Source organism: Gimesia aquarii (assembly GCF_007748195.1).
Classification (GTDB): Bacteria; Planctomycetota; Planctomycetia; order Planctomycetales; family Planctomycetaceae; genus Gimesia; species Gimesia aquarii.
The window spans coordinates 508,309-533,828 of sequence record NZ_CP037920.1; the positions used below are offsets into that span (position 1 = coordinate 508,309).

Annotated in this window: 20 protein-coding genes; 8 read left to right on the forward strand and 12 right to left on the reverse strand. The window is 45.8% G+C overall.

The window, feature by feature from the left end; translation table 11 throughout:
• The first annotated feature begins 47 nt into the window (after positions 1–47).
• Together V144x_RS02060 and V144x_RS02065 are read left to right on the forward strand one after the other, a co-directional pair.
• Complete coding sequence (locus tag V144x_RS02060; protein WP_144980671.1) at positions 48–1,358, forward strand: metallophosphoesterase family protein; 1,311 nt, start codon at positions 48–50, stop codon at positions 1,356–1,358.
• A complete protein-coding gene (locus V144x_RS02065) occupies positions 1,355–5,092 on the forward strand; it encodes a DUF4332 domain-containing protein (protein ID WP_144980674.1) in 3,738 nt (1,245 codons plus the stop codon). Before V144x_RS02060 ends, V144x_RS02065 begins: the two co-directional genes overlap by 4 nt.
• A 16-nt stretch (positions 5,093–5,108) precedes the next feature.
• Here V144x_RS02065 and V144x_RS02070 read toward each other — a convergent pair whose 3' ends face one another.
• The 6 genes from V144x_RS02070 to V144x_RS02095 all read right to left on the reverse strand — a co-directional run bounded on the left by V144x_RS02070 (position 5,109) and on the right by V144x_RS02095 (position 11,455).
• A complete protein-coding gene (locus V144x_RS02070) occupies positions 5,109–6,356 on the reverse strand; it encodes a CinA family nicotinamide mononucleotide deamidase-related protein (RefSeq protein WP_144980677.1) in 1,248 nt (415 codons plus the stop codon).
• Between the two features lie 64 nt (positions 6,357–6,420).
• Positions 6,421–7,512, reverse strand: a complete 1,092-nt coding sequence (locus V144x_RS02075; protein WP_144980680.1) for a glycosyltransferase family 4 protein — start codon at positions 7,510–7,512, stop codon at positions 6,421–6,423.
• Between the two features lie 66 nt (positions 7,513–7,578).
• Positions 7,579–8,280, reverse strand: coding sequence for a hypothetical protein (locus tag V144x_RS02080; protein ID WP_144980683.1), 702 nt, complete (start codon positions 8,278–8,280; stop codon positions 7,579–7,581).
• 64 nt (positions 8,281–8,344) lie between these two features.
• Positions 8,345–9,397: a flotillin-like protein FloA gene (gene floA / locus V144x_RS02085; protein ID WP_144980686.1), complete on the reverse strand. Its 1,053-nt coding sequence runs from the start codon at positions 9,395–9,397 to the stop codon at positions 8,345–8,347.
• Positions 9,398–9,544: 147 nt separating this feature from the next.
• Positions 9,545–10,141: an NfeD family protein gene (locus V144x_RS02090; RefSeq protein ID WP_144980689.1), complete on the reverse strand. Its 597-nt coding sequence runs from the start codon at positions 10,139–10,141 to the stop codon at positions 9,545–9,547.
• Positions 10,142–10,378: 237 nt separating this feature from the next.
• Positions 10,379–11,455 (reverse strand): 3-keto-disaccharide hydrolase, encoded by a 1,077-nt coding sequence (locus V144x_RS02095; protein ID WP_232102687.1) that lies wholly within the window; start codon positions 11,453–11,455, stop codon positions 10,379–10,381.
• A 367-nt stretch (positions 11,456–11,822) separates the two neighbouring features.
• Here V144x_RS02095 and V144x_RS02100 point away from each other — a divergent pair, with 367 nt between their 5' ends.
• The 6 genes from V144x_RS02100 (at position 11,823) to V144x_RS02125 (ending at position 19,480) form a co-directional block, all read left to right on the forward strand.
• Positions 11,823–12,059, forward strand: coding sequence for a DUF3311 domain-containing protein (locus V144x_RS02100; RefSeq protein WP_144980692.1), 237 nt, complete (start codon positions 11,823–11,825; stop codon positions 12,057–12,059).
• Positions 12,059–14,065, forward strand: a complete 2,007-nt coding sequence (locus V144x_RS02105; RefSeq protein WP_144980694.1) for a sodium:solute symporter family protein — start codon at positions 12,059–12,061, stop codon at positions 14,063–14,065. Before V144x_RS02100 ends, V144x_RS02105 begins: the two co-directional genes overlap by 1 nt.
• Before the next feature lie 16 nt (positions 14,066–14,081).
• On the forward strand, positions 14,082–14,513 hold the full coding sequence (locus tag V144x_RS02110) for an acyl-CoA thioesterase (protein WP_144980696.1): 432 nt from the start codon (positions 14,082–14,084) through the stop codon (positions 14,511–14,513).
• A gap of 20 nt (positions 14,514–14,533) precedes the next feature.
• Positions 14,534–15,226 (forward strand): ABC transporter ATP-binding protein, encoded by a 693-nt coding sequence (locus tag V144x_RS02115; RefSeq protein WP_144980699.1) that lies wholly within the window; start codon positions 14,534–14,536, stop codon positions 15,224–15,226.
• Between the two features lie 37 nt (positions 15,227–15,263).
• Positions 15,264–18,776 carry an ABC transporter permease gene (locus V144x_RS02120; protein WP_144980702.1) on the forward strand — a complete coding sequence of 1,171 codons (3,513 nt, stop codon included), beginning with the start codon at positions 15,264–15,266 and terminating at the stop codon, positions 18,774–18,776.
• 146 nt (positions 18,777–18,922) lie between these two features.
• Entirely contained in the window at positions 18,923–19,480 is a 558-nt protein-coding gene (locus tag V144x_RS02125) for a hypothetical protein (protein ID WP_144980704.1), read from the forward strand.
• Positions 19,481–19,511: 31 nt separating this feature from the next.
• Here the strand turns inward: V144x_RS02125 and V144x_RS02130 are convergent, their stop codons facing one another.
• The 6 genes from V144x_RS02130 to V144x_RS02155 form a co-directional block, all read right to left on the reverse strand.
• Complete coding sequence (locus V144x_RS02130; protein ID WP_144980707.1) at positions 19,512–19,955, reverse strand: SRPBCC family protein; 444 nt, start codon at positions 19,953–19,955, stop codon at positions 19,512–19,514.
• A gap of 96 nt (positions 19,956–20,051) precedes the next feature.
• Entirely contained in the window at positions 20,052–21,107 is a 1,056-nt protein-coding gene (locus V144x_RS02135; RefSeq protein WP_144980710.1) for a tetratricopeptide repeat protein, read from the reverse strand.
• A 902-nt stretch (positions 21,108–22,009) separates the two neighbouring features.
• Complete coding sequence (locus V144x_RS02140; RefSeq protein WP_144980712.1) at positions 22,010–22,423, reverse strand: hypothetical protein; 414 nt, start codon at positions 22,421–22,423, stop codon at positions 22,010–22,012.
• A 318-nt stretch (positions 22,424–22,741) separates the two neighbouring features.
• Complete coding sequence (rpsU, locus tag V144x_RS02145; protein WP_144980715.1) at positions 22,742–22,939, reverse strand: 30S ribosomal protein S21; 198 nt, start codon at positions 22,937–22,939, stop codon at positions 22,742–22,744.
• Positions 22,940–23,173: 234 nt separating this feature from the next.
• Positions 23,174–24,082: an FAD-dependent thymidylate synthase gene (gene thyX / locus V144x_RS02150; protein ID WP_144980718.1), complete on the reverse strand. Its 909-nt coding sequence runs from the start codon at positions 24,080–24,082 to the stop codon at positions 23,174–23,176.
• Positions 24,083–24,280: 198 nt separating this feature from the next.
• Positions 24,281–25,345 (reverse strand): Gfo/Idh/MocA family protein, encoded by a 1,065-nt coding sequence (locus V144x_RS02155; RefSeq protein ID WP_144980721.1) that lies wholly within the window; start codon positions 25,343–25,345, stop codon positions 24,281–24,283.
• Positions 25,346–25,520: the final 175 nt, after the last annotated feature.

Sequence of the window (25,520 nt, forward strand, 5' to 3'; positions counted from 1 at the left end):
ATGCAGATCATCAATTGAAGAGGTTGTGCGGCGGAAAGGAGTCTGCCATGTCATTCGTACCGACCCGGTTCATTCACGCAAGTAACCTGCATCTTGACCATCAACCCCAGGGGATAGGTAAGGTTGACAGCGAATCACAAATGATTCTCGAAGATTGTACGCTGACAACCTTCGAGCAGGTGATTAAGGCTGCTCTCGAACATGAAATTGATTTTCTGTTGCTGACAGGTAATACCTTGATCGAAGAAGATCACAGCATTCGCGCTAAAATTTCATTCGTAGAAGGCTTGCAGCAACTGGCATCTGAAAATATTCAGGTCTTTATACTTCCAGGTCAGCACGATCCGCTGAGTGTCTGGCACTCTCAATTTCATTGGCCAGGCAACGTCACATTTCTCTCGCCGCATGATCACGACATTATTGACATCATGCGTGCTGATGAAACCATCGCGACGTTGCAAGTTCTGGAATCCGCTCATTATAAAACAGAGCAACCCTTAAAGCTGAATCAGAGAAATCAACTGTTCAATCAGCACGATCAACGCGCCATTTCCATTGGTATTCTTCCCGCCAACGTAACACAGGAAAAGACTGATCATAATTGTGAATTAGAGCATTCACCCTCGCAAGTTTTATCCGATCAATTTGAAGAAGTCAGTTTTGATTACATTGCATTGTGTAAAGGAACTCAGCGGCATACGTTTGAAATGCAACCAGGCATTGCTCACCATCCCGGCGTAGCTCAGGGACTGAATTTCAACGAATGCGATAATAATGGTGTTACTTTAGTCACAATCAAACCAGAGAAGCAGCTGGAACTTCACTTGTTGAATCTTGCCACCGTTCGCTGGTTAGTGATCGAATTACAGATAGATCCAGAATGCTCCCGAAAACAACTCAAGCATCTTATGCGCGAAGCTCTCTTTTCTTATAAAAATGCTGTTTTTGAAAAAGTCTGGATGGTGCGTTGGCAGTGGGAAGGCTCAGGCGAGCTATTTCAGTCTCTGAAAATAGCCAAGAATCAAAGTGATTTAGGTTTAGAAATCGCGAGCGAACTCAGAGACCATCTGCCTGTTCGAATTGAACAATGCTTTGAACTGCAAGCCGATATTCGGAAATTCTCCAGCAGGTCAGCATCTTTAGTAAAACGTTATCATGATCAGCTTGAAGCATTCCAAACAGATACAGACACACCACTGAAACAATTAGTCACACATACTGCTCATCTTGACCAAACCTGGTCTCACCGCATGGATTCATTGATTCATGAAATGGTTGAGCAACGTATCTTTAATACAGCCATCCGAAACGGACACAATTGGCTTAACATCTCTTCGGATGAGGAAGTGCACTTATGAAAATCACCAGAATCCATATCGACGAATTTGGAAATTGGAACGATCTGAACCTTGCGCCCCTCAACGCAGGGGTGAATGTTTTTTATGGCCCTAACGAAACCGGTAAATCGACTTTAATGCGAATGATTCGTAGTGTCCTTTATGGATTTCAGACTGAGGGAATTCGTGATCAGTCACGAGTACCGGATTCGACTCATTGGTCTGCCTTACTGGATATTAAACATCAAGGACAAGTCTACGAAATTCGTCGTCAGACAAATTCCAGAGGCAAAGGTCCCTTTTCATTTCAAGGAGAAACGCGGGGGCTCTCGAACCAGGACCTGCTCGCCTCTCTGCATGCTGGTGTAAATGAAAGCGTATTCGAAAACGTATTTGCGATTGGCTTAAATGAATTACAGGAGTTGGGAACACTACACGGCGATCAAGTTGCGCAACACATTTATGGACTCTCTCTGGGGCCAGAAGGCCAGGCGATACTTGATGCTTCCAGCAAGATAGTGAAATCAAGACAGCAACTATTGAGTTCCGACTTTAAGACCGGAAAGCTGGTCGATCTTTATCAAAAACTCGATGACGTGAATGCGAAACTTGCGGACTTAGAACTACAAACACAGCAGTTTTTCAGTCTATCCGATGATTTACAGAAGTTACGCGCGGAATCAGATAGTCTTAAAAAACGAAGGGAAGGTTTGCAATATCAAATTCGAGGACATCGTTTTCTCGAACGTGTATGGAGGCCCTGGCAGGAAGTACAAGCTTTGCATCAGAAATTGAGACAACTTCCAGTCGTCAACGACTTTCCAGAAGATGGCGTCGCACTGCTGAATGATTACGATCAGGAATTAAAACAAGTTGAAGAAAAACTGACCGAACTAAAGGTGGATCTGAAACGAGTAAGTGCAGAAGCAGAAAAATATAAAATTGACAATGACCTGCTCAATTTTGTGCCAAACATACAAAGTCTGGTTGATCAGAAAAACTGGATCATCGATCTGGAACGCCAGTACAAAGCAGGAGAAACCCGGGCACGTGATGCTGAACTCACATTACAAAAATATCTCGGCCCGAATCAGACTCTTGACGAGATCAATCATATTAAAACGACCCCCGACAACAACCAACGCCTCATCGATGCAGCACATCAGTATCGAATCGCGTTAAGAAAACGCAAGAATACACATCAGCGATACAAAAAAGTTTCGCGAAAATACCAGCAAACGCTAGCTCAACTTCAGGAACAATCGAATCGTTTATTAAATGGGCATTCGATCGATGAAGAACTAAAGAGAGCCCGCGAACGAATGAAACATCTGGAACGTCTTAGCCAGTTACGGATGCGAGAGTCAGAATGTGTGTTTCAACAAGAAGCCGTCAACGAGCAGTTGGCACGGCTCCAAACGCATTCCCGCATTCCCAGTTGGGCCAAAAAGACGCTGTTTGGTTTTGCATTAGCAGGAATACTATTACTTATTGCCGGTGCTTGGCGCGGAGTAACCGATGTCATTTATATCGGCTTGATTTACTGTCTCACAGGATTGTTCCTGGGTGGGACGACATGGGCGATCAAAAAACATTTTGAGGTCGATGTCGATGGTCAAGTAGAGGATTTGCAGGATAAGAGTTGGGCCTTAGACGTTCATCTAAGAGAAACGCGACAGGAGATCGAACGCCTGCTGGAAGATGAATATTTTTCCTTAAAGCTCATTACCGAAGGGCATTCGCTGACGACAGACCGATATCGAGAAAAGATTCCCGAGTTGAATTTCAATGATGAAAACATTTTACGCACGGACCTGCTGCATGAACTGGCTTTCAAGATTGGTGAACTGGAACAATTACAAGTTGCACAAGAACAGACACAGAAAACACGCCAGTTACTGGTGAAATTGAGAAACCGTTCTCAAGAAATTCAACGTGAGTTTAGCAGCAAACGGCATGAATGGTGTGAATGTCTCAAAGATCTAGGATTAACTGAAACACTGAAAATCAATGAAGCATTTCAGATGTGGCAGCATGTTTCTAACGTTCATTTACACGCGGATCAATTTCAGCAGGAAAAAAAACGTATCCAGCCTCTGGGTGAAATTGTCAAAGCGTATTCCTCTCGAGTACGTGATCTGGGCCAGCGTATGGGGCGCACTCAGCATGCGTTTGATAAACCATTCGAAGTGGTTTCCCAATGGGAACGCGAGATTGAATCATTTGCTGAACATCAAAAAGAACTTTCTCGCTTGGGCAAAGAAGAGCAAAAATTATCGCAGGAATCAGATGTTCTGGAATTAAAACTCGAAGAACTAAATCACAAATGCTCGAGATTATTGATCCGTGGGGGAGCGGCAAATCGAGACGAGTTTATCCAACGAGCCGTTTCACTCGAAGAACGTAGTCAGCTTGAGAGTGTACTGGAAGATGCACAAGCCGAATTGGAAAAGGCCAGTCGATCCGAAAAAGAGCTTGCGATAGTTGAAGAAGATCTTATGGATTTTAATTCAGATGAAAATGCTGAGCATCTGGAAATGCTGAATTTAGAACTGGAAGACATTGAAAGTGATCTGGTGACAACTGCGGAAAATATGGGACGCCTGAAACAAGATTATCAGAACGCCAAAAACGACCGTAGTTCAGCCCATTTACGTTTTGAGCGGGAACAGATTCTTGAACAAATCCGACAGGCTAGTGAAAAATGGTTTTCAGCTGAAGCTTCCTCGGTAGGTTTGAGTAAGTTGCGTTCAGAATACGAACGCACCTGCCAGCCTGAGACCCTTGCAATCGCTTCTGAATACCTTAGTCAATTAACCAATGGGAAATACAAAAACATTTGGACTCCTTTGGGAGAACAGTTTCCCAAAATTGACGATCAACAGGGACAAACATTAACCGTCAGTGAACTCAGTAGTGGAACGCGAGAGCAACTGTTTTTGGCGATCCGGCTGGCAATGGTAGAACGCTTTCGAAATAACGGCGTTGAACTACCTATGATTCTGGATGATGTACTTGTGAATTTCGATCAAAGCCGGACAGTCGCTGCGATAGAAACATTAAATACTGTTGCAAAGAAAGGGCAGCAATTTTTGTTATTTACCTGCCATCTGCATTTGGCTCGATTGTTTGAAGAACACGGTTGTCCTCCGGTCATGTTACCGGACTCAAATTCACAAGCAGTAAATTCTCCGAACCAGTTTCCTCCTCAAAATGACGAGACTGAACAAAAAAAAGAACGAGAGTCTTCATTAGTCAGGCGAGACTACCGTAGGGACCACTCGCATGTTTCCTCGACCGTTCACAGTCAACTCATTCCCCCGTTCTATTTAGATCGTTCAATGCCTGTCGAGGAAGCACCTTCCATTGGTGTCAAAACTGCAAATCGACTGGGAAAAATTGACATTTTAACGGTCAACGATTTTCTGGAATGTAATCCAGAAGTAGTCTCAAAGAAATTAAAGGTTTCGCATATCAACCAAAATACGATCCGCGAATGGAAAAAGCAGGCCAAGCTTGCTTGTTGTATTCCTGGACTACGAGGTCATGACGCTCAAATATTGGTTTCTTGTGGATTTTTTGAACCGGAAACAATCGCCCATACTTCACCCCAGGTACTCTTCGGAAGAGTGAAATCGTTTATCAAAACGAATGAAGGACGAAAAATTATTCGGAATGGTAAAAAACCGAATTTTAAGGAAGTCTCTAATTGGATTCTCTGGGCTCAGAAAGCACGAAAGCTAAGAGCAGCCTAGCGAGTCTGAAGTACTTTCACTCAATTGTGGTCGAGATCAGATGCCGTCTCAGTAAATTGAGCGCTACCTTTGTGACTCGACTTTTGGCTATCGCTCGATTTACAGTTAAGCCAATCTCTTCTACCAATTCAATTCCATCAGCTACCACAGCCACAAAAGCCTGTGGAATATTTTCCGTATCTTGCCAGGATTGATCTATGTCTAAAACAACTGAAATCGCAAAATCACAGGCATGTTGGTTTCGCGATTCTTGGGCCAGCGAAATGGCTGCATCTGCATTAAACGCAGAGTTGTCGTTGTCTGATTCATTCGCCTGTAGAGTTTCAAGGTTATGCTTTGCGAAAATCATTCCCCCTGCATAACAACCATTTGAACCTGCTACTTCTGTCAAACGGTAAGACAGCAGTCCTCCGGTACCGCACTCACTAGTCGCCAGGGAGAGACGTCGTTCATTGAGCATGGTTACAACGACATGCTCTAGTTCTTCATCTTCATAGCCATAAATGTAGTCTCCCAGTCGTTCATGGATGATAGCATCCGTCTCAGCAATTTTCTGTTCACAAACCTCAACAGACTCACCAACGGCTTTGATTCGTAAGGTGATTGTCGCCTCATGTGCTGTGATTCCAACCTCCGGGTCCCGCCCCCGACTGGTAATCTCTCCCAGAAGTTCTTCGGTTTTCGATTCACCGACACCAAAACAGTTAATACGAACAAATCGAATCACATTCGATCCTTGAGTGAGACGGGGCAATACCGACTGATGAAACATCGGTTTCATTTCTGAAGGGACGCCCGGCATTGCCACGATACAACAATTCGTTTTTGAATCTGTGCGTGGGACAACCATCCAGATTCCAGGAGCGGTTCCATGTAGATTCTGGATTGGTTCAGAGCCTTTAGGAAACATGGCTTGAATCCGATTTCTTTCAGGCATCTCGCGAAAGCGCTTTTGAAACATGTTTTCAATAATCTGAAGAGAGTTTTCATCCAAAATCAGATCAACTTCCATTAGTTCGGCCATCGCCTGTCGTGTCAAATCGTCCAATGTAGGCCCTAGTCCTCCTGTGATCAATATGACGTCAGAGCGTTGCGTGGCAAGTCGGAGTTGGTCTACAATTTCATCGATATGATCAGCGATTGTTGAATGGAATTGTGTTGAAATGCCAATCGAAGCTAATTGCGTACTTAACCATTGGCTATTGGTATCCAGCTTCTCTCCGTTTGTCAGTTCGCTACCTATGGCAATAATTTCTGCTCGCATTAATTCTTCCAGTTTGGAGAAAAACGGCTTTACACATAAGTTATGAAGTCTATATTCCGATAGGTCAAGACGCAATTGGTAGCGCCAGTTTATATTGCTCAACTGTTTTTTCGACCATCGTTTTCACATGAAAGTCATGTCTGACTAATTCTCGAGCTGCTTCACCCATGTTCCGGGCTTTAAGGGGGTCTTCCAGAAGCTTGAGGATGCTGTTCGCAAGCGCTTCACTATTCGAAGGAGGAACCACTAGCCCTGTTTCTCCATCTCGTATGACGGAATAGATTCCTCCGACGCCGGTTGCAATCACCGGTTTTGCTAATGCCATTGCTTCCAGCATGATCGTTCCCAGTCCCTGCCTGAGTGAAGCCAGACAGAACATATCCATGGCGGCCAGTGAAATCGAAAAGTCGTAGAGGTTGGGAACAAAAGTGACGTTCTCCGATATTTCTAAATCACGGGCTAAGTAACGCAAGTTACCTTCTTCAGGGCCAGCACCAGAAATCAAAAATTGCACGTTTGGATTGACGTCCAAGACTCGGCTGGCCGCTCCCAGGAAATAGGGTAGTCCTTTAATTGCCTCTAATGGTCCGGCTGTTCCGACCACGGGCTGATGGTCATGAGTTAGAACAGGCGAAAGTTCTGCATAGTCGGGAACGTCCACACCGCCGGGGATGACTAAAACAAAGTCTTCCGGTAAACCTGTCCGGGCAATTAAATCTTTTTTAACTGAATCGCTTACTGTGATAATTCCTCGGCACCAGCGCATATCGATACGGAGCCGTTCGTCGCTTTGCAAGTAATCATTGACTGTGAGAAGAAAAGGACGTTTGATTTGTCTGGCAAGCCACTGCCCTTGTGGAAGCACGTGCCGCGACTGAATATGAATTAAATCTGGTGGATGCTTTAATAGTTCCTGTTTTACCAGTCGTAATACAAGTTGTCCGAGAAATGGAACATTCAAGTTCCGATATTCTGCGATGTCTAACTTCAATCGCATACTGGGGTCAACTTTTGCCGCGTCAGGACAAACGACACGAGCTTGAATATCGAAGTCGGTGATGTATTGGGCTAAGCGCAGCGTATAAGCAGAAGTGCCTCTGACCTCAAAAGGACCGGCAAACAACAATACTTCAATTGGAGAATCTGTTTTACTCATTCTCTTATTCTCAACTTTGATTTCTGTCAGACAAAATCAAAGCAACGTCCTGGAACAAGCCCATAATCAGGAACGACGAAGTGCTTTAGGTGGGGAAAGAATTTCATTTAATATGATTGCTTGTCGTAATGATTTCGGATCTCTTAACAAAGACCGGTTAATTTTAACTTCTGATTGTTTGGAAGCGCGACTTTTAGGTTCATCAGATCGGGAGCCAAATTTCTCTGAGAGACGTTTGCTAACGTTTCCACCGATATTTGTTTGTATGCTTGTTTGGACGTGCGTTTGCTGCTTCTCTTGAATCCGCTCACGCAAGGATCCGCCGAGACGCTCCTGCCGCTCACGCGCTTCAATTTCAGCACGTTTGCGAAGTGATTTTTGAGAGTCGTCAGATGCTTTGACTGGTTTACTATCAGGTTGTTTTTTTGGTTTGGACTGTTGGGGTTGTCTGCGTTGAGGCTGCGGCTTGTTTTGATGTCGCCTGCGGCGCTGAGGCGCTTGTTGGACGGGAGCCGCTACTTCGAAATCATCTTCTTCAAAAAAATCAACTTCAACAGGTTTTTGCTTTTTTTGTGGCTTGGGATTAACGGCTTCTTGCAGAAATTTTTCTAATTCATTCTGGAGTGCTGCTTTTTGTTTGATCTTGCCGGGCTGTGGTTTGTTCTTTTCCTTGGCAATATTACTGATTGCACTTACCGCACTGATCACCAGGAAGAGGATCCCTAATAGAACTCCAACAATGTCGTCTGCTAAGATTGGAACAACCATCAATTAGCCTCGGTCTTTCATGCTCATCTCACGTTTCTGTTATGAGTCGTATTTTCCTGATCAATTATTGTGGGGTCGAGGTGACTTCTCTTTCAGGAGTTCCGATGGAGTCTCTCATTTTGGTGTCGGCCTGAATATTCTTTAACTCATAATAATCAATCAAACCAATTTTTTTCGTGCGAAATGATTGGGCAATTGCTTCAGGCACCTTGGCTTCTGCCAGAACAACTTGTGCTCGATTTTCTTGAGTCAGCGCCACCATTTCCTGTTCGCGAGCCTGTTGATCCGCACGTCGTTGCTCTGCTTTCGCTTGAGCAACACGCATTTCCGCTTCTGCATGGTCTGCCTGTAACCGTGCTCCAATATTTTCGCCGACATCAATGTCAGCGATATCAATCGAAACGATTGTGTACGCCGTTTGTTTCTCAAGGCCTTCATCCAGCACGATCTGCGAAATTTTATCTGGGTTCTCGAGTACATCTTTATAAGTTTCTGTTGAGCCTATAGCCTGCACAATCCCCTGCCCGACACGGGCAATCACAGTTTCTTCTGTGGCACCACCGACCAACTGTTTTAAATTGGTTCGTACGGTCACTCTGGCACGTACATTTAACTGAATTCCATCACCGGCCACCGCGTCTAACGTACTATTATTTTTTCGTGGGTCGGGGCAATCAATGACTTTGGGATAGACGCTGGTTCGAACCGCATCCAGAATATCTCTCCCAGCCAGGTCAATAGCCTGAGCAGCCTGCCAGTCGAGTTCAATCTTGGCTCTCTGAGAAGCAATTAAGGCACGAATCACATTTGGCACGTTTCCGCCCGCTAAATAATGGGCTTCCAGATCGCGAGTGGAGATATCGAAGTGCCGGGTGATGCCTGACTGTATGGCCATAATTTTACTGCGGACGATAATCGTTGGATTCACTTTACGAATGGTCATCATCACCAGATTTGGAAATGAAATTTTGGCATTCGTCATCTTACACTGAACCCACAATCCAGCAAATCGGGCGAAGACAGCAAAAAACACCAGCACACCGAGAAAAATTACGACTCCCACAATCCAGGCGATTGTTGAGCTGTTGTCGGCAGCCAGAATGTTCAAGGCGCTCATAGTTGCATTCCTGTCCTAAGAATAAGGGATATCCATGTGTTGTTGATAGCCAGTGGAATCAGTCTGTGAAAACCAATCCATTTCCTGTATTTGCATTTACTAATTGTAAGGTAATTTTTGAAAGCCAGCTAGAGACTACCGAAATAATTAGCTTTCAGGTACTTCGAAATCGAGAGTGTCATTAGCGACTGAGTCACCAAATGGAGGTTTTTCCAAATCTGATTGAGGAGTCTCAGCCGGGGTTTGTTTTGCCATTTTTACCACTAGTCTTGCGCCTTCCACAGCGATTATCTCTACATCCATCTGAGGATCAATAATCATTCCCTGACTCTCACAGTTAAGTCTCTCATTATCAACGAGTACAAACCCGCTGGGGTTCAAAAGAGTTTGAGTTTTCCCGATTTTCCCGATTAGTGAACGCAGATGTTCAGTTTCTTCTCGAAATCCGGTCACTTCTTCCAGTGTGGGAACCTCATGAATGATTTTTTTGCCCCAGGTTGTATTAGGAAAGAATTTGACGGCAAAACCGAGGGTAGAGGGAATTAATATCAAAACACTGGCAATATAAGTCCACCAGATAGAAGGGCTTGTATCCCACCAGGCCATCCAGGCAGACCAGACTGAAGCGGCCAGGCATAAGAGTGCCATTACAGCGATCAGCCCTGCAGAGGGAACAAAAATCTCAGCGACAAACAGCATCAATGTGACTGCTAATGCGAGAATTGCAATAAATGAATAATCCATCAGATTTTCCCTGTGTTGTTCCTCTCCAGTTTGTCTTGACCAGACAAAGTACAACAACTGGAATGAATCAAATATGACTCTCTCAGCGCATGCCTAGTGGCGGTAGCACTTTAAGAAACGCCACTCTTATTGTAGCTGCTTTGAAAAACAAGGCAAGACGCGAACACAAATATCGGTCTCGGAATGTCTTATCTCAATTTTGGGGTCGAGTTAGAGCTACACCTGACTGGTGTTTCTCTAATAGCAACTGCCTTCACAGAGCAGAGACTGGCAGGGAAAACAATATTCGGGATCGGGTTGGTCGCTGAGATCAACGATCCAGATATTTCGAAAACGAACCGGGTTACTGTGGTCCTGGAGCTTGATCGGGAATAGCTCGGCCCCTTCCTGCTTGCCCCCTCCTGTTTTCGCAATAATCGAATAATCTTGATGAATGGGAACGCCATTGTGTAATACAGTAATGTAGGCGTTTTTGATTTTTTTGCCGGCTTCATCAAACCGAGGTGCGACAAAAGCAATGTCGTATGTTTGCCACGAAAGGGGCGGAAAACACATATTCACATCGGCACGCTTTTGTTTATAAAGCCCTCCACATTCGTTTTCGACTCCCTCCAGTCCGAACGAATCAAGAACCTGGACTTCATAACGACTTTGTAAATAGATACCGCTATTACTTCGAGCCTGACCTGTAGCATAGGGCATATAAGGCAATCGGAACTCAAGGTGCAGACGAAAACTGCGATATTTCTTTTTGAGTTCTGTGCCGACACTCAGCAGGCCTTCGTCCGTAATCTTGCCATTTTTGAAGTGCTCAACAGACGATCCATCAAACAATACGGTTGCATTGGCCGGTGGTTTTGCGCCAAGTGTGATACTCGTTCGTTTGTATTTGGAAAGCTGACCGAGTCGATGACCGGCCTGATCTTGTACAACCGCCATGCCTCCTTTTTTCACTTCAATCTCGAATTGATCTCCTTTCAAAGTGAGGACATCCCCGTTGCGTGTCCCTTCTAACTCACTTCTTTCAGAGTGATCCCAGCCATTCCCGGGAAGTCCTCCGTTGTAGACGGATGCGATAAATTTCCCTTCTCCACGGGCAACCACTTGTAGGCCCATCGCACATTCTCCACACCAGGAACAGTTTGTACCAATCAAGCCATAGTATTCGCCTTGAAAATGAAAATCTTCATCCACTTTGTTGATGTCCAGGATCGCAAATTTTTTGTCACCTTTCTTGGCTTGAGCCCATACTTCGGACGACATGAAACTGGAAACAGAGAAAAAACAGACAACTACAAGACGGAATATCAACATCCTATCCTCTCTAAAAGGCTTAATTAGAACAGGTCAATAATTTTGCGTAAGCCACCATTCTGGAGAGGGCGTCCACCATTTGCAAGTCTGGAATTTATGTATGAAGTTTCAAAAAGGCTCAAATCTGCTGAACAGTAATTCTGTTAACAGAAATTAGCGCTTCCGCGATCTTTTCAAGTGGATCTAGCGAGTTTCTTGCCACAATTCTGACCGTTTCGTTGTGAGACCCTGGAAAATTTGTCACAATGGGTTTTCAGTGCGAATCACTAGGGCTGTCAGGTCCTACATCCCGCCAAAGCCCAGCTATCATCTGGCATTTGCAAACCCGCCTGTAATAATGACTCTGTCAATTTAGAAAAGATGACTTATGAGATACGCCATTTATGGATTGGTTGTTGTGCTGATCATCCTTCATCAGGATAACTGGTTATGGGATGACAAAAGACTCATCCTGGGATTCATGCCCATTACCCTGTTGTATCAAGCGGGGATTTCTGTTGGTGCTGCCATTGTCTGGTTTCTCGCGACAAAATTTGCCTGGCCACATCATCTCGAAGAAATTGCTCAGGACACCCCTGCCCAGGAAACAGGAGAAACAGAATAATGACACAGTTAGTCATCATTGGAATCTATTTGAGTTTACTGTTGTGCCTGGGTCTGTTTTCAAGCCGGTTGTTTAGAGGAACCAGTAAAGACTATATGCTGGCTAGCCACTCAATTGGCCCCTTTCTGTTATTGATGTCTATCTTCGGTACCACGATGACAGCGTTTGCGCTGGTTGGTTCGAGTGGTGAAGCTTACAAAGAGGGTGTTGGCGTCTACGGAATGCTGGCATCATCCAGTGGTATCATTCACTCGCTTTGTTTCTTTCTCCTGGGAATTAAACTCTGGTCCTGGGGGCACAAACATGGCTATACCACTCAGATTCAATTTTTCCGTGATCGATTAGAGAGTGATCGCATTGGAATCATTCTGTTTCCGGTTCTGGTAGGCTTAGTGATCCCCTATTTATTGATCGGGGTGATGGCATCAGGGGTGGTCATCAGCAGCATTACCGAAGGCGCATTTGAAAGTTCTTTTGCCGCCTACGATTATGGGATCCCTCCCTGGCTCGGATCTCTCGTGATTAGTATGGTTGTTCTGATCTATGTCTTTTTTGGGGGGATGCGTGGAACCGCCTGGGCGAATACTTTTCAGACCTTGGTATTTATGGTTCTGGGAGTCGTCACTTTTTTCGTAATTTCGAATAAACTTGGTGGTCTCGATGCCGCCAGTCATGCGGTGCTGGAAAAGAACCCTTCCAAACTGATGCGGGCTGTCGACCCGAAAGATCGTGAACGATACGCCGAAAAATATAAACGTTGGACGTTAATCGCCAAATACAACTATGCGCAACGTGTTCTGAAAACGCTTACACTGACTCCTGAGCAAAAAGCAGAGGCGTACAAAGAATTCAAGCCACGGATGCCTAACTGGCAAACGGTAGCGGAAGCAATCTATGCCAGCAAGAATAAGCTTTATGATCTCACAAGTGAGCAAGTCAACAAGGCTCTGTTGAAGCAGGATGATCGAGTGATGCCGGATCCGTTTCCTGAAAAATGGAAAATGGGATTGATGTCGCATCATGATCTACGAGAGTATCCTCGTAAAGCCAATGCGGAAAAAGAGAAGGCGATGTTGATTTTTGCTGAAAAGGTGGGGCATCCTAACCAGGATCTGGATCCGAATGATCCTTCCAAAGGAAAGAAGTGGACGATTAAAAAAGCGCTCGGCGTTTATCGGGCCAGTAATTGGGCACCAGATGCTCCACACCCCATGAGTAAGCTGGTGTTCTTTACCTATTTCTTCGTACCGCTTTCGGTCGGTATGTTTCCTCACTTGTTTCAACATTGGCTTACCGCTCGAAGTGCTTCGACATTCAAACTACCTGTGGTTGCACATCCGCTCTTTATCATGATCGTATGGGTTCCCTGTGTTCTGGTAGGTGTCTGGGCTACGTCTGCAACTTTAAATGGCGCGCCAATGTTTCCACCTCACTTCCCCGCGAATGCGGTTCTAGCGGCAATGGTGAAAAAGATGACTTCGCCCGTATTGGCAGGTTTCTTAACCGCCGGCATTCTGGCAGCGATCATGTCGTCTCTGGACAGTCAGTTCTTGTGTATCGGTACCATGTTTACTGAAGACATTGTGGTCCATTATGGTGGAAAAGATCGTTTTTCCGATAAACAGGTTGTCTTGTTAGCGCGGCTCTTTATTATTTCAGTGGTTGCCATTACCTATGGATGCAGTTTATTGGAACCGCGGCGCGTCTTTACATTGGGAGTCTGGTGCTTCAGTGGATTTTCCAGTTTGTTCCCGATTATTTTTGCGGCCGTCTATTGGAAAAGACTTACAAAACCGGGCGCGTATGCGGGAATTCTGGTTGCCATTGGTTCCTGGTTGTATCTGTTTAAAGAAGCCGATTATGCCTTAAAACCTAACTATACGTTTCTGGGGATGATGCCTGTTGCCACAATGGTTGTTGCTTCAGCAACGGCAATGGTCCTGGTTTCCCTGGTGACAAAGCCGCCCAGTAAAGAAACGCTGGTCCGTTTCTTCCCTGAAGACTAAAACCGTTGAGCTTTACATGTCCTGTACCTTTAAAACAACTCGTCGTGTTGAATTTCACGAAACGGACATGGCGGGGATTGTCCATTTTTCCAACTTCTATAAGTATATGGAACAGGCCGAGCACGAATATTTTCGCTCTCTGGGCTTGACGATTGTCGATACTCAGCAGGATGGCTCTGTCATGGGCTGGCCTCGTGTCTCAGCAAAATGTTCGTTTGAGTCACCCGTTTATTATGGCGATCAACTTGAAATTCGTTTGTTTGTGGAACGTCTCGGTGTAAAATCACTGACGATCGGATACGAATTCTGGCGAGATCAAACCAAGGTTGCCAAAGGGCGAATGAAAACGGTCTGTTGTCATTTCACGCGTGGTAACCCCATGCAGTCGATTGAAATTCCGGAGTGGATTCAAAAGAAAATTGAAGAATCCCAGGATCACTCTGAATAGTTTGTTTGACAAGAACCAAAATGAATGACTCCCACGCGCCATTAATTGTTCGCGAGTTAACTAAGGCATTTTCAATCGCCACGGAATCATTACCGATTCTCGCTGGAGTGAACTTTGCTCTCAAGGAAGGCGAAGCGTTGGCGATCACTGGGCCATCCGGTTCAGGGAAAAGCACATTGCTCTATATTCTGGGAGTTCTCGATACACCCACTTCAGGAGAAGTCATTCAATTCGATCAAAACCCATTTGAACTTAATGCCAGTCAGCAGGCTGAATTTCGTAATCTGAATATCGGATTCATCTTTCAGGATCATCACTTGATGCCTCAGTTTTCGGTTCTGGAAAATGTTTTGATCCCGACGATGGTTCACCAGGGAACGACCAATGAAGCAGAAGATCGTGCCAAACATCTGCTGGAACGAGTGGGCCTGCACGATCGCATGCATCATCGACCCGCACAAATCTCAGGAGGCGAACGACAACGTGTTGCCGTCTGCAGGGCACTGATTAACAATCCACGCTTGTTATTAGCAGATGAACCAACGGGAAATCTCGACCGCAAAAATGCAGAGTCCATTGGCAATTTACTGCTCGAAATTAATCAGGAGCAAAGTACGATCTTAATTTGCGTGACTCATAGTCGCGAACTGGCAACATTGTTTCCCAAACATCTGGAATTACGTGACGGTTTGCTGGTTTCGAAAACCATCTGAACGTTCCATTAGAAATCATCGATAAGAGTTTGTTCCCATGAATCAAGCCCGATTTGTCATCAAAAGCCTGTTGTATTACTGGCGTACAAATTTGGCCGTCTTGTTGGGAGTCATCGCTGCTACTGCTGTCATTGGAGGGGCTTTAATCGTTGGTGATTCGGTTCGAGGTAGCTTAAGGCAGATGACACTCGATCGATTGGGTGAAATCGATTATGTCATCTCCGGCCATCGTTTCTTCTGCGAGCAACTGGCTACGGATCTCAAAAACTCAGCAAAATTACCAGCTGGCATCAAAACGATTGCTCCCGCGCTCGTACTTAGAGGCAGTCTTGAGAAAAACAACAAAGAGCAGCATCTGCGTGTGGGGCAAGTGAATATCTTTGGCACGGACGAACGTCTCTGGTCTCTGCTGGATCATGAAACGGAGATGCCGCATCCTACGGGAGACGAGGCGATTCTCAATGCACGAGTCGCTCAACAATTAGAGGCTTCAGTCGGTGATGAAATCACACTCTGGATTGAACTTCCCTCTGCCATCCCCCGTGATTCCCTGTTAGGCGAGCGAGAAGAACAGTCAGTCGAAATCACCCTCACCGTCAAAGAAATTCTTACAGAAACATCCAAAGCAGGACGTCTGGCACTGCTGCCTAACCAGCAGCTACCGCTGGACCTGTTTCTCTCTTTAAATACACTTCAGGCTGCCTTGGATCTGGATGAAATCAAACCTTCGCGTCGTAACCCAGAATCACGGCCCGGTCGAGTAAATGCTTTGTTTTTCAGTTCAGACACTGAGGCAGCAGGTAGATCGTTCGAAGCATTACAGACGGCAGAAAACCTGGATACTGCGTTGAAAAGCGTATTGACGCTTGAAGATTTGAATCTCAAAATCGTTCCGAATGAACCATTTCACTATCTCTCGCTGGAAAGCGAGCAGATGATTCTGGACCCACAAATTGAGCAGGCGGGCCTCGAAGCAGCAAATAGTTTGCATCTGGATCAATCCCCGGTGATGGTTTACATTGCGAACGAAATCAGTCATCCCGAGCAAAAAGATGAAAATCAAAAGCTGCGATTCTCGATGTATTCTGTTGTCGCCGGTGTCGACTTTTCAGAAAAGGCGCCCTTTGGACCCTTCGTATTTAAAGGTGAAAAACCAAAGCTTCCCCTCAAAGAAAATGAAATTGTTCTCAATCAATGGTTGGCGGACGACTTGAAAGCGAAAGTCGGCGATTCCATTCGCATGACCTATCACGTGGTAGGCTCGCGAGGAGAACTCCCGGAAATTGAAAAGTCGTTTATCGTTCGTGGAATTGTAGCACTCGATGAAACTCCCGCCGCCGACCGAAAGCTGACGCCCGATATGGAAGGCATTACCGATGCGGATACGTTCGGTGACTGGAAACAACCCTTCCCCATGAAGTTGGACCGGGTCACGGAACGAGATGAAGCGTACTGGGACAAATATAAGGCAACCCCCAAAGCGTTTGTTGCTCTGGAAACAGCGCAAACATTGTGGAACAGTCGTTATGGTAATCTGACATCCTTGCGGGTGAGTCCTTTGCCCGATAACTCTCTGAAAGAAACGGCAGACAGATTTGGAACAGAACTCCTCACAAAGATCGATGTTTTTAAAACAGGACTTACGGTCCAGCCCATCAAGTTTTTTGGTTTGATGGCTGCCAGTGGGACCACTGACTTCACGGGGCTGTTTATTGGCTTCAGCTTTTTCATCATCCTGTCAGCCATTATTTTAATCCGCCTGCTATTCAAATTGGGAATTGACCGTCGTGTTTCCTCCATCGGACTCTTATCGGCAATTGGATTTACTCCGCAACAAGTCAGACAAGTCATCTTCAAAGAAGCGTTAGCGGTGATTCTATTAGGGGGAGTGCTGGGCATCATCGCGGCCATCGGATATGCCTCATTGATGTTGTATGGCTTGAAAACCTGGTGGATCGGCGCGATTGGGACACGCTTCCTGTTTCTGCATTTGACGGTCACCAGCCTTGGCGTAGGGATGTTGATTTCCATTTTGTGTTCCGCTTTTGTTATCTGGCGCGCGATGGCCGAACTGAAACGGCTCTCGATACGTAGCCTGCTTTCCGGCGTCAACTCGCCTGAGTCAGACAGCACCAAAGATGCGCGGCGTGTTGGATATCTCTATAAAGTTACTTTCGGACTGGCATTGGTTCTGATATTGGCGACAGTCTCTGGGCTCATTCCACAAACAGAAGCTTTTTCCGGTTTCTCTTTGCAGACAGTTTCCTTCTTTCTGGTAGGAACACTCGCATTGGTATCCAGCCTCTCCTTTTTATCAAGCAGACTACGAATCGAATCGGCAATCCCTATTCAAGGCAGAGGCACAGGAGCCTTAATCAAACTGGGGATTCGAAATGCCGGTCGGTTTCGACAACGTAGCGTTTTAACTACAGCGTTGATCGCGTCAGCAACGTTTGTGTTGGTCTCCGTTGCTGCCGGACATCGTAACCCGGCTGTTGAGACTCCGGAACTCAATTCGGGGAATGGTGGCTTTACGCTCGTTGCAGAATCAACGTCTCCTTTGATCTTTGACCTGAATACTTCTGAAGGCCGCGCGAAAACTCTAATCAACATTCCCGATGATGAATCGACACAACAATTATTGAGTGGGATGGAAGTGATCCCCTTTCGTGTCAAACCGGGAGAAAATGCAAGCTGCCTGAATATTTATCAAACGAGTGTTCCCACCATATTGGGAGTGCCTCAAGAATTGATCGAACGAGGCGGCTTTAAGTTCGCAGATACCCCCGGGAAAAATCCCTGGGAATTGTTGAATGAAAAGCAGGACGATGGCTCGATTCCCGCTCTGGGTGATATGAATACGTTAATGTATAGCCTGCATAAAGGAATTGGAACAACGGTAGGAATTCCCTCCGACGAACGGCCCGAACACAAATTAAAAATCAAAGGCATGTTTGATGGTAGTATTTTTCAAGGGGTGTTGTTGATCTCGGAAGAACACTTTCAAAAACTCTTTCCTGAACAGGCAGGGTTCCAATATTTTTTGATTGAAGTTCCGCCTGAACAAGCTTCGCAACTATCGAGTCTTCTCGAAACAGGTTTAACCGAGTATGGGTTCGATGCCGATCTTGTTGCCAATCGCCTGGCAGATTTTCTTGCTGTTCAAAATACCTACCTCTCTACCTTTCAGACATTAGGGGGCTTGGGATTGCTTTTGGGTACCCTGGGGCTGGCAACTGTAATGCTGCGCAATGTCGTAGAACGACGAAGCGAATTGGCATTGTTGCGAGCAGTCGGAATGACGGGCGGCAATGTCGCGTTGATTGTCCTCTCTGAAAATGCCTTTCTATTAATCTGGGGTCTCGTTTCAGGAACCGTTTCGGCGTTATTAGCGATGCTGCCACATCTGCTCTCAACAGGCGCTGATCTTCCCTGGGAAAGTGGAATCTTGATTCTCTTAGCGGTGCTGATCACAGGTATGCTCGCCGCATTACTGGCAGTCGTTGATGCTATCAGGGCACCTATTTTGGCCACCTTACGGGCGCAATAAGAGTTTGTACAGAGTCGCTTTTTACTGTTTCATACAAAATTTTGTGGTTGTCAGGTGAAGGAGATCTATAAAGTTACTATCATGATGATCTCTCTTTATTACGATTCGAAACGCTCTCTCCTTTCACAATCTCAGGAGTTTTAATAATGTCGAAATGGGCTGTTGTATTATTGTTTGTCGCGGGTGCTGCATTGTCCTGGGGTGTTTATGTTCCTCTGGTTCACGTCGCTGCCCAGAAGTTGCACAGTAATCTGAGAGCGTTTTTGTTTGTAGGGGTCGCTTATTTTCTGGTTGCCGTTTTGATTCCAGCCTTCTTCATTTTTGTACTGGGTAAAGATCCAACGGTTAAAGGAATTCCCAACTTTAATTTTGGTCCGATCATGTGGGGGATCGCAGCGGGTACTGCCGGCGCTATTGGTGCACTGTGTGTGATTTTTGCGGTGACAACAGGTGGAAAAGGGGCCGCCATTTATGTAGCACCACTTGTGTTTGCCGGTGCTCCCATCATCAATACCATCGCCACGATTACTATTTTCCATCCTACAAAAACACTGCCTGATCTGCGGTTTTTTCTGGGGCTGATCCTGGCCGCAGCCGGAGCAGGCATGGTCATGATCTACAAACCGGTCGACAAACCGCAGGCGCCTCCGGCCGTAGAAGAGAAATCGGCTGACCCCGTCGCCAACGACGCGGGGACCAGTTGATGGTCTCGATTTCAACAAAGTATCAATCCTTTTATTTTTGTTGATTTTCACAGTGCGCTTTGACCATATCCATATCCATCCCCACAGCTTTCGCAACCATGCCTTTGATAAGTGGGTTCATCAACCGTGGCAGGAACTTGTACGCCCTGGCCTCCATGATCAGAGTTAGGTTCGTTTTTCCATTTTCTGACCTGACTGTAAAAAGCGAATCCCACACAGTCCCATGACTGTCCGCCACCATCCGCACACGATCATTTTCGGCGTACTCGGTGACTTCTAATTCGGTCGCTACTTCTTTGCCTTTCATGACCCGCGTTTCACGAAAGCGAGTTCCAACACCAGTCTTGGATTCTGTCAGAAACTCAACCTTGATGATATGCGGAATCGCTTCAGAAAACTGACTGATGTCAGCAACGGTATTGAAAACGTCTTCCAATGGTGCGTCAATGGTTCGCGTTATGGTCGTTTGAGTCATGTTGGAATCTCTGCTGTTTAATACATGAAGGCGTCAAGCGTAAGTGGATACAATCACGGTCACACTTCATAACGATCTACATTGTTTACTATCTTGCTATGGTTGAATTGAACGCCAGGCACTGGGCGCCTGGCCTTTTTTAACAATCTCTGACCATTGCTTTAATTTGTCTTTTCCCAGTGTCCAGAATTTGGAGCACAACGTGAGATATTCGAGAACGGCATCTTGTTCGCCTTTCTGAATTAATTCTTTTGCCAGTGTCATATCAGGGCCGAATGAATTCAGTTGGGGTGATCCAGGGGTATTTCCAGCGTTGAGCAAACGTTGTTTTGCTTCTGCAACGTTGCCTGATGCGAGTGCGATCTTTCCGAGAATAATGTTTCCGTGATGGAGATTATTTCCATGGTTCCATCCGGACTCATTCTGTGTCAGCATTTTTTCAGCATACTTTTTGGCTTTGGCCGTTTCCTGAACAGCCAAAGCAACCTTAGCAAGATATTGGAGAATCGCATCCTGCTCACGACTCGATGATAGTTTGTACGCAGTTTCATACTGTTTCAGCGCTCTCTCTGCTGATTCGCGTTCCGCTTCGTGTTTTGCCTTATACGAGTTGGTAATCATATCGAGGTAGTATAGTTGTCCCAGCGCCGCAGGCCATTTCTGATTCTTGGGATCAAGGGCTTGTGCTTTTTGCAACAATTTTTTTGCCAGCTCTCGATCATGCTGCAGGAAATAATTAGCTGAGCTCTGAAGCAGCTTCAGTTTTTGGGGCTCCTTTTCGATTTGAACTTCCCAAGCTTTCTTACCTTGACGATAAGCCAATGGGTTTAATATTGCATTGAGTTGTCCGTAAGGAGTAGCAAGAATTTTAGATTCGGGTGCATTCTTGATAAGCCACAAAACATGCTTTTGATTTGCTTCGCGTGCAGCAGGGTTGAGATATTTTTTGACTGAGTAGTAACCGAGAAGCTGTGTGCGTGAGTCAACATCGCTCGGATTCTCTTGGACTTGTTTTTCAAGGGCTGCTGCTTCTTTTGCTGTCAATTTACCACCCTGTAGCGCAAGGCTGATGGCATCCTTTGCAAATACCGAAGAAGACAGACCGACAAAAACCAGCATCATAATCATGGCTATCAGTGATCGATTTCTCACAACGTTACACCTTTCATCATTTTTTATTTGATTTGAGTTTCTTTAATGCATGACCTCTGCGAGAAATTGGATTTCTCATGAAGATCTAAGATTGTAACAAACTTACAGTTGTAAAGGTCAATGATAAATCGTCAGTCGAATTTCCAATCCAGGGAAATCGTTCTATCATCTCACCTACTTCAAGAAGCTCAATCCACCTGAAACACAAAGTAGCTTGACTTTTTCGGGAATCTTCTCATTCCATTTTCTCCTTGATTTTCAGTGAATTATTTGTACTTGACACTCTCGCGCCTTTCACGAAACTCCCTGTTTCTGCGTCGCGCGCGCGAGGCGGTTTTTTCTGAATACTGTTAACCACGCACAACTTCCTGTTCTTCACCATCAAATGACCGGTTTTTTCCAGCTTTTCACTGGAACAACAGGAACCGGCTCCCGCTGTCTCGTATGCGATTGCTCTCTTTGAGCACACTTTCCGATAGTTCAAGTAACACAAAGTCTCAATTCTGAACCACATCTCAGACAATAACGCGCAAAAGTTTCTATTGACCGCGCCGCGCCATCCTGCATGATGTAAACAACTCAAAAACAAGGTTATGAATGTAATTAAGCGAAACACATGCATGATAAATCTTTCTATGAAAAGCAAACTCCAAAGTTATGACCGCAGTAGAATGTGAAGGTGCTTACCAGATGCTGTAAAACAATCTGACTCAAATGGTCTGAAAAAATGATACGAAATAGCGCCCAGCAACTCGAACTGAAAATCGGTCAGTGCACAGAGAGAATCAATTAGTAGAGTAATAACACCACTCGTATCAATCGGTCCGTTTGGTGATGACTGTTGGTTCATTATTTAGGCTGGGTATATGGTGCATAACCATATGTAATTGCCTGAAATCATATTAAGGAGCTGGTAAAAATGACCAGGCGGCATAGGCCATGGCCAGCAATGCTATGACAGAGAGTGTGGTCCACCCGGAGCGTAGCGCTTTAATTAACTTTTCTTGTGCATCGCTTTCGTTACGTTGTATGGCGCCCAGGCTCAGAAGATACTGACGCAAGTCCAAGGCTAAAAAAATTGCTCCCAGGGCTCGAAGCAGAGGCATAAAAAAGATTCGCATTTCTATAGAACTGTGAATGAGACCTAACCCAGGTCCCACTTCAGATCGAAATAAAATCACAAACGTTGCCAACGATAATAAGCTGAAGAGGATCAGAAATACGAACACAATGATCGCCTCAGTCCGTGTGTTAACCAGAGCATAAAGCGGATGTTTTGATTCTTCATTTGTGTGCATTGTCTCCGTAGATGCCATCACCGGGACTCCCAAAACGAGTAGTAGAATTCTTATTCTATAGCGTAGAAACTTTAACGTATCCTTTCATGCCGTCTCTGTCTACGGTTTACATATCAAGAGAAACAGTAACACACAATTCAGAATCACAAACAGAACCCGTAGGGGCGAACCCATGTGTTCGCCCTCAGGTATCTGTGGTCGGATACGTGGGTCCGATCCTATATCATGTTTTCTGCTTTTGAAGAAATGGGTTCAGGACACCTGTGTTGAGACGCGCACAAAAAAACGCACCCCGTTTCAGGATGCGTTATGAATTCTCAATTTATATCTCAGTGATTACTGATTGTTCTGCAAGCGGGACAATCGTGCGCGGCGTTCTGCACGTCGTCTGTTTCTTCGGTTTTCATCGCTCGGCTTTTCGTAGTATTCTCGACGTCGCATTTCTTTTTTGATACCAGCGTGTTCAACAATCTTACGGAACCGTTTTACTGCCTCCTGAATTGATTCGTTTTCTCGTAACCGAAGCTTAACCACTCAAATCACCTTTTCTTTTCCTGATTGCAATAAAAGTTTGTAAACATAACCATTTGAATATACATCGTCTCATCGAAGATGAGAATTCAGACGTTTTTTAGCTAAAGCGGGTCCGTTCAACAGACCTCACGCTTCAGGGTGGGGAACGACAAAGATAACAAAACAGGCTACTTCTGCAAAGTCAAAGAGAAGAATACTCGCTGAAAAACCTGAGAACTGTTCGCGTGGATAGTTCTATTCGACCCTTAAAATCCCTAATCGTTGCAATTTTGACTGACATTCATCCCGTTCACGACTTCGTTTGAGTGATTTCCAGGTTTCGTCCTGTGCAGCGAGGAACTCTTCTTCGGAAAAGGGGGGTGCCATCGATTTCTCAGCCGCAGAGGCCATCAAACGTTCCAACACACCTTTATCCAGACGGGTCAGGAACATGGCTCCCTGTCGGTAATCTTCAAAGGCTTCCCAGACCACTGGAAACAGCGGTTTGACAATCTGTTCGCCAATGGCGCGGGAATATTCCTGAATCTCCCACTGGGCATGTGAGTCCATTCGCAAACTGAGAAAATGAATCAGGTTATGTAAATCAATTTTCCAGTAAGCCTCGGTATACGTGGCCAATGGCAAATCTTTGCGGGCCTGCTCTCGTGCCACTCCAGCTTCCAGGCGGGCTTCATAAACAGCACGGGCATTCTGTTGAAATTCGGTTTCTTCTGCGGTCAGTTTGATACCAATTTCATCTGGCAGCGGGGCATCACTGCCCTGCCGATTGTTAGTGGCCTGGGCGCGCCATTCGCCGGGAAGCGTTGTTTGTGCAGAGTCGATGGCCACGGAATAACGGGTGCTGTATTCATTGACATTTGCGGTACGGTGACGAATCCATTGTCGCCAGCAATCCATGGGCACCCGCACCAGAAACTTGAGTTCCGCCATTTCAAACGGGGTACTGTGTCGATGTCGCATTAAATAACGGATCAAAGTTCGGTCATCTGATACGCGCTTGGTTCCCTCTCCATAGCTGACACGGGCTGCCTGAACAATCGAACTGTCATCACCCATCACATCTACCAGACACACAAACCCGTCATTGAGCACGGGAATTTTTTTCCAGCGCAATTCTTCAACGAGATCAGACCGCTCCGTCATCGGGGAAACTCCCACCATTCATAGAAAAGATCAATTGAGCTTAAAATCCAACAGCAGTGATATCATTCTGCCTTTGAAATCTATCAGACATTCAACAGCCATTTATAGTCAACCGAGAACGCAAACGACACCTTACCGGCCCGTGTGTCTGCCAAAATCCATAAATTCACTCACCATTGACACCGTTTGTGAATCTGGTCAAAGCATGGAGAGTCGGGACGTAATGTCCACTGTCCGGTTTTCACGTGAGGATTTCAGAGCCGCCAGTAAAATTTCGGTGACATGCCTGGCGGTTGCGGCATTGGACAGGGGAGGTTGAATTGCCTGCCGAATACAGGTCGCCCAATGCTGGTGTGAATTCTGATGAGGATAGCGGGACAAATCGATGGTCTCTTCGATGAGGGGAGCGTCTTCATCCACATTGGAACTGGGATAAAAATACTGCAAAGATTCCGCCTGTCGGCTGCTTACGATTTTGCCGGCTGTCCCATGCACGGAAAATTCATATGTGCGTGCGGCATCACACCAACCAGTCTGTGCTGTGCCCAGCGCGCCATTTTCAAACTCCAGAATCATGGACGCGGTATCTTCCAGACGCGTGGGCTTGGCCACTGTTTTGAGCTTAGCGGTAATCGATTTCACAGACCCCACCACGCCGACCAGATTCGCGATCGCGTACACACCCATATCAAACAGAGCGCCGACGTCTGCTTGATCGGCGTCGAAAAACCAGAGGTCATCCGTGGGTTTCTCTTCGAGAATTTCCTGAATGCCCGCGTAGTAGACTTCAGGCCCTCCATGGCTCGAACGTGCCTGTGCCGAAGAGATGGTTCCCAGTTTCTCATCGTGAATATAATCGCGGGTTGCCAGCACATGCGGATTTGACATATACGGCAGCGCGAGCACGGTCTGGTTATGATGTTCCGTCTCTTCCACAAAGGCATCAGCTTCGTCCATTGATGTGCTCAGCGGTTTTTGCATGTAGACATGTTTGCCCGCCTTGATGGCTTTGATTCCCCATTCCACATGCAGCGGATGAGGTAACGCAATGGCAACCGCATTGATGTTGTCATCATCGATGACCTCCTGATAGTTCTGAGTCGAACGTGGAACGTTGAACTTTCGACAGAGCACATCCAGCCGCGATTGTTTGCGGCCGGCTAACATCACAACTTCACAATCATCCACCGTCTGGAGTTCAGGGAGATGCATCTTGGCTGCGATGCCCCCTGCACCGATAATCCCCACTTTCAAATCCTGCATTGTCTTCTCCACAAATTTCTCTGAACGTTCCACGCACTATGATTTCAGTTTCATCATTTTAAACGAGTATGTAAAGGGTAGACGTCCCTTGATTATAGAAAGCACATTCCGTTCAGTTCTGGACTTGAAGCACTTTGAATTGTCTGGTCGTTGGCTGTAGAATCAATCATATTCA